Source organism: Peribacillus sp. AS_2, assembly GCF_026891895.1.
Taxonomy (GTDB): Bacteria; Bacillota; Bacilli; order Bacillales; family DSM-1321; genus Peribacillus; species Peribacillus frigoritolerans.
The window spans coordinates 145159-156344 of sequence record NZ_JAPTGA010000012.1; the positions used below are offsets into that span (position 1 = coordinate 145159).

Sequence of the window (11186 nt, forward strand, 5' to 3'; positions counted from 1 at the left end):
TTAATGGTTGATCACATGAACAATTTTCATATGATTGTCTTGGTATTAAGCGATAAATGGGAGGGAAAGAAATGAAACCATATGTACTGGAGTTTCGGGAGATCGATAAAACGAAACAAATGGTGGTCGGTGGCAAAGGGATGAATTTGGGCGAATGCTCGAGGATTGATGGAATTCTTGTACCAGAAGGATTTTGTGTTACTACTGAGGCATTTAAAAGAGTCATTGGGGAAAATGATGAGCTTCATCAATTACTCGATCAGCTTGCAGTACAAAAAGTGGACGAACGAAAAAGAATAAGTGAAATTAGCAGGAAGATTCGTGATCTGATTGAGGGAATCGAGATCGACAAGGGGATCGAAGAAGATATCGACCGATGTCTCTTAACTTTTGGCTTCGAGCATGCATATGCTGTTCGTTCTAGCGCTACAGCCGAAGATCTTCCATTTGCCTCCTTTGCAGGTCAACAGGATACCTATCTAAACATCAAAGGAAAAGATGCAATTTTACAACATATTAGTAAGTGCTGGGCTTCACTATTTACTGATCGTGCCGTGATTTACCGAATGCAAAACGGATTTGACCATCGCAAGGTTTATCTGTCTGTTGTTATTCAAAGGATGATTTTTCCACAAGCTTCAGGAATACTATTTACAGCTGATCCAGTTTCCTCAAACCGCAAGGTGCTTTCGATCGATGCTAGCTTTGGGCTGGGTGAGGCACTTGTCTCTGGCTTAGTGTCTGCGGACAATTATAAAGTGCAAGAAGGTAGGATTGTGGAGAAGAAGATTTCTGCCAAAAAGTTGGCTATATATGCACGAAAAGAAGGCGGAACGGTGGAAAAGGAAATTGAGCCGGGGCAGCAGGTTTTATCGACCCTATCAGATGAGCAAGTGTTGGGGCTTGAAAGGATCGGCAGAAAGCTTGAAGCGCATTTTGGCTGTCCGCAAGATATCGAATGGTGTTTGGTTGATGATACAATTTATATTGTCCAGAGCCGTCCAATCACTACTTTATACCCCATCCCAGAAGCGAATGATCAAGAGAATCACGTTTATGTATCTGTCGGTCATCAACAAATGATGACGGACGCCATGAAACCATTGGGATTATCTTTTTGGCTGTTAACGACTCCTGCACCCATGCGTATAGCTGGCGGAAGGTTGTTTGTTGATGTCACACATATGGTGGCTTCACCTGAAAGCAGAAAAATGTTAGTAGAGGCCATGGGACAACACGACCCGCTCATGAAAGACGCACTCATTAACATAATAGAGCGAGGGGATTTCATAAAATCTGTACCAAATGATAAGCAAGAACAGAGTTCCGGTAAAAGCAATAAAAGTGTGCCGTCTGCGGATTCTAGGGCGCAAATTGAAAACGACCCGACAATCGTTTCTGATTTGATTAAACGTAGTCAAACATCGATAGAAAAATTAAAACAAAACATCCAAACGAAATCAGGTTCGGAGTTATTTGATTTCATTCTGGAAGATATCCAGATATTAAAGAAGATTTTATTTGACCCACAAAGTTCAGCTGTGTTTATGGCTGCTATAGATGCATCATCATGGATCAATGAAAAAATGAATAAGTGGTTAGGTGAAAAAAACGCAGCCGACACGCTTTCTCAATCTGTACCAAACAATATAACTTCAGAAATGGGTCTGGCCCTAATGGATGTCGCAGATGTGATACGTCCTTATCCAAAAGTAATTGATTATTTACAACAAGTAAAAGATGATAATTTTATGGATGAACTAGTTAAGTTTGATGGTGGTCAGGAAACTCAGGATGCTATCCATGATTATCTCGGCAAATACGGAATGCGATGTGCTGGAGAAATCGATATTACTAAAACCCGTTGGAGCGAAAAACCAACTACACTTGTCCCCGTGATTCTAAGTAATATCAAAAACTTTGAGCCTAATGCCAGCAATCTGAAATTTGAGCAAGGGCGACAGGAAGCTTTGAAAAAAGAACTAGAGATATTAGATCGATTGAAGCAATTACCGGATGGTGAACAAAAAGCCAAAGAAACAAAACGAATGATCAGTCTAATCCGGAATTTCATCGGTTATCGGGAATATCCAAAATACGGCATGGTTAACCGCTACTTCGTTTATAAGCAGTCTTTACTCAAGGAAGCCGAACAACTCGTACAAGCCAACGTTATTCATGAAAAAGAAGATATATATTATCTCACTTTTGAAGAACTTCATGAAGTCGTACGAACAAATAAACTAGATTACCAGATGATCAGCAAACGAAAAGACGAGTACAGATTATATGAAAAACTTACTCCACCACGTGTTATCACGTCTGATGGTGAAATCATTGTAGGGGAGTATAAACGAGACAATCTCATGGCCGATGCTATTGTAGGTCTACCGGTTTCTTCCGGAATTATAGAGGGCAGAGCACGCGTCATCCTAAACATGGAAGATGTAGATCTAGAAGATGGAGATATACTGGTTACAACCTTCACCGATCCTAGCTGGACACCATTATTTGTATCCATAAAAGGACTCGTCACCGAAGTTGGCGGGCTGATGACCCATGGAGCAGTCATCGCACGTGAATATGGCTTACCTGCCGTTGTCGGTGTGGTAAATGCCACCAAGCTGATAAAAGATGGGCAACGTATTCGAGTAAATGGAACAGAAGGTTATATAGAAATACTATAATTCTTTACATTTCTATCATAAAGAAGAACATTCGAATTAGGAGAATCATTGAAATCATGATGCTTTGCGGTTTTTTGGCAAAGCCCCCTGTCACTAGGTCATATAAGGGGGCAGTAACTGAAAATTGATAGGCCTTCTGTTAAAGGTCGCTTTTATATGATGCCAAAGCCCAATTTCTCGCTTACAACACCGAGAAATTGGGCTTTTTGTGGATTTTATTTATAGGCAAAATCGATACTCCCTTGCTAAATCTACTGGCTTGAGCAGCAATGTCAAACGGATACAAGGAGATATTCTCCAACAGATATATCTGTCAATATCATAAATGTACGTTGACCTTCTATAGAAATATTAAATTTTTGTATTGGTAATTATACATTATCTCTATTATAATTTTTAAGAAAGATATTTCGGAATTTTTAAAATAAAGGAGAAATTATGTATACTCACCCGACTTTAAAATATTGGAATGGAAGAATTGATTCCCAAACTGACCTGGACAGCTTCAGATACCACCAAAGAGTGCGCTTGGCACCCATTTCGGAATTAGCCACCTCTTCCAATGCATCACGAACTTTTGGACTGATTGGCTTTAAATGTGATGAAGGCGTCAAAAGGAATAAAGGCAGGGTTGGTGCTGCCGAGGGTCCTGATCATATTAGGCAATCGTTGGCAAAATTACCTTGTCATTTACCTTCCCAAACCGAGCTGGTGGATGCTGGCGATGTAATATGTGAAAGTACAGAGATGGAAGCCGCCCAATCTCAACTGGGATCAGCTGTTGCCCGGATTTTGGAGAGTAAAGCGATTCCTATCATACTTGGGGGAGGTCACGAAACCCTGTATGGCCATTATCTTGGGATTAGGAAATCCATTGGACCAAAAGCTAGACTAGGGATTATTAATATTGACGCTCACTTTGATATGAGACCTTATGAAAATGAAACTTCATCTGGCACGATGTTTAAGCAGATTTTGGACGAAGATCAAAGTTGTGGCTATTTATGTGTCGGAATTCAGAAGCAGGGGAATACGAAGGCACTGTTTGAAACTGCAGAGAAGAGTAATGTCAACTACATATTGGAAGAAGATTTGTCATTATACGAAATGGATGAAACGAAGCGGAGGATAAATGAATTCGCTAAGGAAAATGACTATATCATGCTTACATTATGTACGGATGTTATTGATTCAGCCTACGCACCTGGGGTAAGTGCACCATCGCCGTTTGGACTGGATCCGAAATTGGTCCGTGCCATTATTAGGCATATCGTATCGAATGAAAAGATCCTCTCATTTGATATCTCTGAAGTGAACCCTTCATTGGACGAAAATAATAAGACCGTTACATTGGCAGGGCATTTAATAAATGAGGTTTTGCTGCATTTTAAATAATGGACATGGGATGGCGGCAAATCCAATTCGGTCTTCCCAGAAAGAGCGTTTCTTTTCGTATCGACTGTTGGGGCCTTCCTTAATGTTATCTCCCAATTTTGAAGCGAAAAACCTTTAAAGCCCCCAGACTGTCCATGAATATTCATGGACAGTTTTTTGCGCCTCCTTCACAAGGATTCATGGTCCTTGCATTGCTTCGTTCAACTAACCATTTAAAGTATAAAGGCATGTGGATTTCCATGCCTCTGCTAAGTTCAATACTGATACTTGTGGGTTTTTGGTTTATAATAACAACCATCTAGCCTTTTGAGGAGGGATTCCATGAATGAATATAAAGTAACGGTCAGGAATGGCAGTACCTTAATCTTGTCGGAAATCATTAAAGCTGAAGATGAAAGAGAAGTCCTTGGCACCCTTTTGATTTCCAGCGAATTATTTAATCAACCATTTACTGATATCAGGATTTTAGAACGCTGATTTGTGACTGCCCGTTCCATTTGATACACTGTAATAAATCTTAATACGGTGGCGATATTATGTGTGGACGTTTCACTCTTTTCACTGACATAGAAGAAATAAAAGAACGGTTTGATATTCAAGGGTCATTTGATGAGGAATACCAATTCAGCTACAATATTGCTCCCTCCCAATCCGTGCTCTCCGTCATTAATGACGGGGTAAGGAACCGGCTTGGATTTCTTCGGTGGGGACTCATTCCTTTCTGGGCAAAAGACGAAAAAGCGGGCTACAAAATGATCAATGCCAGAGCGGAAACCATTGCTGAGAAAGCAAGCTTCAGGAATGCGTATAGGAAGAAGAGATGCATGATAATCGCTGACTCTTTTTATGAATGGAAGAAGACACCAGAAAGAAAAATACCGATGCGTATAAAACTGAAGAATCATGCTCCATTTGGAATGGCCGGCCTCTGGGAATCCTGGAAATCTCCTGAAGGCATCAGCATCTATTCGTGCTCCGTTATAACAACTGTGCCAAATGAGCTAATGACCAGCATTCATGACCGCATGCCTGTCATCCTAAAACCAGAAGATGAAAAAGATTGGTTGAATCCTTCCATTAATGATCCTGCATATCTGCAAAAGTATTTAAAATCATTCGATTCGGAACAGATGGAAGCATTTGAAGTATCGACTGATGTGAACTCGACTAAAAATAATTCACCTAACCTAATCCAACAAATTTGCTGAGAAGTCATTAGACCTCTCAGAATGTAGACAACTCGATGAAGATCGAGTTTGTCTGCATTTTTTTTATGGTTTTTACAATTTGAACGTTGCCTCCAGGCACTCGCTTTTCCCCCAGGAGCCTCGCACACCCGCTCCAATCAACTTAGATCTCTTTATAAACAGTAAGGAGTGCATGTGAAACACTTTAAAAATTAACCCTTGCGAAAATAGACAAAATGCTGTACTGTTATATTTGCTTTTCAAAACGACTTTCGATGTCACGAACTCAGGCAAGTTTCCAGCGTGGTACTTTTCTGGCAGGCATCGTAATTTTTAAATAATTATATAATGTAATCTTCTTATCAAGAGAGACGGAGGGACTGGCCCGAAGATGTCTCGGCAGCGGACTTAAATGGAGTGCTGTGCCAAATCCAGCAGGTTGATTTTCGCCTGAAAGATAAGGAGGGTGTTTTTTATAAATTAAAAGACCTCTTCTTGTTATTAAATAGAAGGGGTCTTTTTTTATGCCAGTTTTTTGCTACAGCTCCATGACTGAAAAATCAGGTAGGTTCAAATTGGAGTTATTTGCGAAAACTGTTAATAGAATAAGAGCTGTGACACATGTCGCGGGAAAAATAAAAAGAGGTGTACATCATGAGTGCAAACAATAAAGGGAATCCATGGGCATTGATCCCATTTGTCGTATTTTTAATTTTATTTATTGGATCCGGAATCATCACTAAAGATTTTTATTCATTTCCGGTGATTGTAGCGATTTCCATTGCATCGGCAGCTGCATTGGCGATGAATCGGAAAGAGACATTCAATGAAAAGGTTGATATCTTCTGTAAAGGTGCCGGTGACGCCAATATTATGTTAATGGTAATCATTTTCCTTTTAGCAGGCGCTTTTTCTGAAGTTGCCAATGGTATGGGGGCAGTTGAATCAACAGTCAATCTTGCCTTAGCTGTTTTTCCCCAAAATCTATTAATGGTAGGGATTTTCATCATCGCTTGTTTCATTTCACTATCCATGGGGACAAGCATGGGAACGATTGTTGCCCTGGCACCTATCGGGGTTGGAATTAGTGAACAAACTGATATTTCACTTGCCCTTTCAATGGCAGCCGTTATTGGTGGTGCGATGTTTGGGGATAACCTTTCATTCATTTCAGATACGACAATCGCTGCTGTTCGAACTCAGGGAACGAAAATGAAGGATAAGTTTAAAGTGAATTTTTTCATCGTTTTACCTGCAGCCATCATCACATGTGCCATCCTAGGAATTTTAACGATGGGTGAACAAGCTGACATTTCCCAACAGTCTTATGATTGGGTGAAGATTCTTCCGTATCTTTGCGTATTGGTCACTGCATTGGCAGGAGTCAATGTGTTCTTGGTCCTTTCCATCGGAATCGTATTTGCAGGAATCATCGGCTTGGCAGATGGTAGTTATCAACCGTTGGGTGTCATTCAAAAAGTTGGAGAAGGAATGGCGGGAATGTATGAAATCTCCTTCCTTGCCATTTTAATTGCAGGTATGGTAGCTGTAATCAAACATAATGGTGGTATCGATTTTCTACTCCACCTTGTGACACGAAATAGCAAATCGAAAAAAGGGGCGGAATTCAGCATTGCGGGGCTTGTTGGTTTGACAAATCTTTCAACGGCAAATAACACGATTTCGATTATCATTGCCGGGCCACTTGCCAAAAATATTGCTGAAAAATATGGGATTGATCCGCGGAAATCGGCGAGCGTCCTTGACATTTTTGCATGTTGTATCCAAGGGTTGATCCCATATGGAGCACAACTGCTTGTTGCAGCAGGGGTAGCAAAGATTTCACCGATAAGCATCTTGCCATATTCATATTACCCAATCCTGATTGGAATTTGTGGCGTCATTGCCATCCTGATTGGTTTTCCACGGTTTCAGCCGGGAAATGATGAAATGAAGAAACGTACCTCTTAAAAAGAGAATATAATAATAAAACACCCTGAATCATTGGATTCAGGGTGTTTTCTGTATGGTAAATACATTTATATAGTTTCAATCATTTTTCAATTTTTCTGCTTAATTCCGGTCCAAATTAGTGATGGTAGTGTGTGCGACACCTGTCATGAATAGAGGACAACACCAACTAAACCGGAAAGAATAATTACATAGGCTGGATGCCAGCGTAATTTCATTAGGGCAAATAACGATAAACCAAATACGAGTAATAAGCTTATCGTATGCCATGAAAAGTTCACGGCTATCATATGATTGGAAAGTGCTAAACTGATCGCTGCAAAGATGATCAAACTAGTGACAATCGGTCTTAATCCATAAAACATGGATTGAACCACAGGATAATGATTCAATTTGCTGAAAAATGTGGCTATAACGGTTACGAATATAATGGCAGGAAGCAAGATTCCTAGAGCAGATGATATGGCTCCTGCTAACCCAGCAGTCGAATAGCCAACGAGAATGGCACTATTGGCGGTGACAGGTCCTGGGGACATCCCGGAAATGGCGATTATATCGGTGAATTCCTGCGTTGTCATCCATCCATGCTGTGAGACTTCCGATTCTATTACGGGAATCATGGCGTATCCGCCTCCGAAAGATACAAAGCCGATAATAAAGAAGGTGCTAAACAACTCCCACAATTCCATCATTCCATCACATGCTTTCTTAAAAATTAGTTAGTCCCTATTTTGTGTTACCTATATGCCAGCACCCATGAAAGGTTCGAAATCATTTTCTTCTATTTTCCTATCTTTTTTGTCCATCTTGACATCGTAACCTAATTTTCTCTTAATGGAGATGGTCACAATACCGGCTAGGGCTCCTGCTAATATAACCATCACAGGGTGAAGAAAGAAGAGGACGGGAATTCCTGCTATTAAAATACAGAAAGTTGATTTGTCTACAACTGCGGTTTTTCCTATCTTGATAGCCGCATAGGCGATGATGGCTACTATGGAAACTCTGATCGATATGAATGCGGATTCTACCTTCGGATTATCCTGAATGAAAAAATACACAATGCCCAGGAGCAGAACAATTAAAAAGGTAGGTAATGAAACACCGATCATGGCTGCCATTGCCCCCTTCATTCCGGCAATTCGATGGCCGATAAAGGTGGCGGAGTTAATGGCGACAGCTCCCGGTACGGACTGAGATAAAGCAAAAACATCCGTAACTTCTTCGCTTTTCATCCATTTTCTCTTTTCGACCACTTCATTTTCGATTAAAGGGATCATCGCAAACCCGCCTCCGAATGTGACAGGTGCTATTTTAAAAAAGGTCCAAAATAATTGGAATAGAGTTTTCCATTGTCCTTTCATTGACATCAGTCACTTCCTTTGCATGCTTTGTTAATTCTTATCATTAACATATCAAAGAAAAAGGGCTGGGTAAATTGCAACAAAATCATCGGGTATAACAAAACGTTATACCCAGAAGATTTATCCGTTTTATAAAGAATGCCGCCAAAAATTGAATAGCCTTAGAATGTATCTCACTATTTTCATTTCACCATTTACCTAATGATGCTATCATTTTAATAAACTATCTAAAAACATGGAGGTCGTTTTCTTGAAATTGGAAAATCTGAAAATGTTTTGTTTAGTGGTGGATGAAGGAAGCATAAGCCAGGCAGCGAGGTTAAGTTTCTTATCACAGCCCGCTGTAACACGGCAGATCCATCAACTGGAAAATTATTATAACACTTTGTTATTCGACCGTGAGGAAGGAAGGCTTAGAGTTACAGAAGCAGGAAAGCTGTTATACCCTTTTGCTAAAGCCATAGTAAATGACTTCAACCATTCAAAAGAAGTGATTCAGCAATCGACGGGGAAGTACAATGCAAATCTCATAGTAGGGGCTTCCTTGACTATCGGCGAGTATTTGTTGCCGAGCTTGCTTGGGAGATTCAAAAAACAACAGCCAGAAATAAAAGTGACATTGACGATTAAAAATACGCCCCGGGTTCTGGAGGATCTTTCAAACGATGTCATTGATTTGGCCTTGGTGGAAGGACTTGTGGAAAACACCGATTTTATTGTAGACAAGTTCGCCGAAGACGAATTGATATTGGTATGTCCATCCGACCACCCATGGAAAGACAGAAAAGAAATTCAGCTAGAGGAATTGGGAAATGAAAGGATGATTTGGCGTGAATCTATTTCCGGAACACGGCTTATCGTAGAAAATATGCTACGGGAGCATGGGGTTTTAGAAAAAATTGAAAGCTACATGGAGATTGGCAGTACACAAGCGATAAAAAGTGCGGTTGAAGCCGGACTTGGAATCAGCATTTTGCCAAGGTTGACAGTGGCCAGAGAATTGGAGCAGGGCTTTTTGCGGGAAGTGGATATATACAGAATAAATATGGCAAGAAATTTATGGCTAGTCAGGAAAAACAAGCGTTTTAATAAAATAGGGGTGTCTAAATTTGTTGATTTTCTTCAATAAGGATGGGACGCTGCCTTTGTTCACTTATACAATTGGCAGCGTTTTCAGTTTCGTGATTAACGGCGTGGCCCCGGCAGCTAGCAAAAGTCATGGTAAATTGAATATACAGCATTGATTATAAAAGCTCTTCTCTATCGGGAAGGGCATTTTGTATTTGGTTGTTCAGTCTTCGGTTAGACAAACAAAGGGATTAATGGGCATAATAAAAAATATAATGATGGTTCGGAGATGATATAGCGTGGAGTTAAAGGAAATAAAGAAGCTCGCCGAAGAATTAAATGAAAGCGGTAAACAGCAACTTGTATATTGCTTGCAGTCTCGAACGAAACCGATGTCGGCTCCTATTCGTGCAATTGATGAAATCCAGGTACAAAAGCATAAAGCTATTCTTGTCTGTCCACATTGCGATAGCCATTTTGTTGTGCGATTTGGTAAATACGTTATTAAAACATGTGCTGGAAAGGTGAAACAGCAGCGTTACCGCTGTAAGCCTGCCATCAAACCTTCAACGATCTCACAAACACGCCTCTTCAGTGCACCAGAAGACCACATAAATCTAAACGGGCAGTTTTGTTGAACAAGTTGTAAATTTAACATTTTAAAGTAAGAGCATTTCTTTGTAATGAGAAGTGCTTTTTATTTTTGTTAAAATTAAAAAGATATTTCAATAACAATAATAATATAAATAAAAACAATATAAATTTACTGTTATACGATAAATAATATGCTAAAATCAAGTTGTCATTAAATAGGTGAGGTGTTTTAAATGAATGTTAAACAAGGTTCAACGACTTTCTTAAAGGTATTTATTTTTCTGGCTGGAATTGCAATGCTTGCTTTGTGTATCTGGTTGCCTGACATAGCCGTTAGAGATGCAAGGTTACATCCAGATACGGCATACTTCCTAATCCCCTTTTTAGTATGTGCATACGGATTCTCTATTGCGTTTTCTGTTGCGTTGTATCAAGCATATAAACTATTAACCTACATCGAACAGAACAATGCTTTCTCTGAATTATCCCTTAAATCTTTGAAGATTATAAAGAAATGTGCTTTTACAGTCATTTTCCTCATTTTGTTAGGAATAGTAAGCTTAAGGGTGCTTGCTAAAGTTACAAGTAGTGATGATGCAGCGGGTCCTACATCATTATGTCTAATGGGTATTTTAGCAACAAGTATCATCGCAGCTATTGTGGACGCACTTCAAAAGCCATTAAAAAATGCCCTAGATATAATGTCAAAAAATGAATGATTAACGGATATGTAAGACTTTGAATGGAAGCCTCAATTTTAAGAACTAAATGATTCGCAGGCACCAGTTGATCTAAAGTAATCATTTCAAGTTGATCTCGCTGAATAGAATCTTGTTTCGAAAGCATCCTCATCACCTCAAGTTTTAATAGTTCTATTTTAAAACAAAAAAAACTGTAGACAAAACTCGATTTTCATCAAG

Annotated in this window: 9 protein-coding genes, 1 pseudogene and 1 riboswitch; of the genes and pseudogenes, 8 read left to right on the forward strand and 2 right to left on the reverse strand. The window is 39.7% G+C overall.

The features are described from left to right. The first annotated feature begins 71 nt into the window (after positions 1 to 71). From ppsA to OTG27_RS20375, 5 genes are all read left to right on the forward strand, one after another. Positions 72 to 2687 (forward strand): phosphoenolpyruvate synthase, encoded by a 2616-nt coding sequence (ppsA, locus tag OTG27_RS20355; protein ID WP_268937918.1) that lies wholly within the window; start codon positions 72 to 74, stop codon positions 2685 to 2687. A gap of 438 nt (positions 2688 to 3125) precedes the next feature. After that, a complete protein-coding gene (gene hutG / locus OTG27_RS20360; protein WP_098936544.1) occupies positions 3126 to 4082 on the forward strand; it encodes a formimidoylglutamase in 957 nt (318 codons plus the stop codon). Positions 4083 to 4403: 321 nt separating this feature from the next. Continuing rightward, complete coding sequence (locus tag OTG27_RS20365; protein ID WP_153246094.1) at positions 4404 to 4559, forward strand: hypothetical protein; 156 nt, start codon at positions 4404 to 4406, stop codon at positions 4557 to 4559. Positions 4560 to 4618: 59 nt separating this feature from the next. Beyond that, positions 4619 to 5290 (forward strand): SOS response-associated peptidase, encoded by a 672-nt coding sequence (locus OTG27_RS20370; RefSeq protein WP_268937919.1) that lies wholly within the window; start codon positions 4619 to 4621, stop codon positions 5288 to 5290. 335 nt (positions 5291 to 5625) lie between these two features. Next, positions 5626 to 5733: riboswitch (SAM riboswitch) on the forward strand. Between the two features lie 190 nt (positions 5734 to 5923). Then, positions 5924 to 7240 (forward strand): Na+/H+ antiporter NhaC family protein, encoded by a 1317-nt coding sequence (locus OTG27_RS20375; protein ID WP_095678326.1) that lies wholly within the window; start codon positions 5924 to 5926, stop codon positions 7238 to 7240. Positions 7241 to 7386: 146 nt separating this feature from the next. Here OTG27_RS20375 and OTG27_RS20380 read toward each other — a convergent pair whose 3' ends face one another. Both OTG27_RS20380 and OTG27_RS20385 read right to left on the reverse strand, forming a co-directional pair. Beyond that, on the reverse strand, positions 7387 to 7932 hold the full coding sequence (locus OTG27_RS20380; protein ID WP_226990396.1) for a chromate transporter: 546 nt from the start codon (positions 7930 to 7932) through the stop codon (positions 7387 to 7389). A 48-nt stretch (positions 7933 to 7980) separates the two neighbouring features. Beyond that, positions 7981 to 8610, reverse strand: coding sequence for a chromate transporter (locus tag OTG27_RS20385; RefSeq protein WP_240520656.1), 630 nt, complete (start codon positions 8608 to 8610; stop codon positions 7981 to 7983). A gap of 244 nt (positions 8611 to 8854) precedes the next feature. Between OTG27_RS20385 and OTG27_RS20390 the strand changes: the two genes are divergently transcribed. The 3 genes and pseudogenes from OTG27_RS20390 to OTG27_RS20400 all read left to right on the forward strand — a co-directional run bounded on the left by OTG27_RS20390 (position 8855) and on the right by OTG27_RS20400 (position 10985). After that, entirely contained in the window at positions 8855 to 9733 is an 879-nt protein-coding gene (locus OTG27_RS20390) for a LysR family transcriptional regulator (RefSeq protein ID WP_053534783.1), read from the forward strand. A gap of 238 nt (positions 9734 to 9971) precedes the next feature. After that, a pseudogene (locus tag OTG27_RS26595) lies at positions 9972 to 10285 on the forward strand (transposase); the annotation flags it as partial. Between the two features lie 214 nt (positions 10286 to 10499). Further along, positions 10500 to 10985, forward strand: coding sequence for a DUF2975 domain-containing protein (locus OTG27_RS20400; RefSeq protein ID WP_268937920.1), 486 nt, complete (start codon positions 10500 to 10502; stop codon positions 10983 to 10985). Positions 10986 to 11186 lie beyond the last annotated feature (201 nt).

What these genes read in the sequence shown, in the direction of transcription:
- ppsA (WP_268937918.1), top strand. Translation starts at nt 72, where the DNA reads ATGAAACCATATGTACTGGAGTTTCGGGAGATCGATAAAACGAAACAA.
- hutG (WP_098936544.1), top strand. Translation starts at nt 3,126, where the DNA reads ATGTATACTCACCCGACTTTAAAATATTGGAATGGAAGAATTGATTCC.
- OTG27_RS20365 (WP_153246094.1), top strand. Translation starts at nt 4,404, where the DNA reads ATGAATGAATATAAAGTAACGGTCAGGAATGGCAGTACCTTAATCTTG.
- OTG27_RS20370 (WP_268937919.1), top strand. Translation starts at nt 4,619, where the DNA reads ATGTGTGGACGTTTCACTCTTTTCACTGACATAGAAGAAATAAAAGAA.
- OTG27_RS20375 (WP_095678326.1), top strand. Translation starts at nt 5,924, where the DNA reads ATGAGTGCAAACAATAAAGGGAATCCATGGGCATTGATCCCATTTGTC.
- OTG27_RS20380 (WP_226990396.1), bottom strand. Translation starts at nt 7,932, where the DNA reads ATGATGGAATTGTGGGAGTTGTTTAGCACCTTCTTTATTATCGGCTTT.
- OTG27_RS20385 (WP_240520656.1), bottom strand. Translation starts at nt 8,610, where the DNA reads ATGTCAATGAAAGGACAATGGAAAACTCTATTCCAATTATTTTGGACC.
- OTG27_RS20400 (WP_268937920.1), top strand. Translation starts at nt 10,500, where the DNA reads ATGAATGTTAAACAAGGTTCAACGACTTTCTTAAAGGTATTTATTTTT.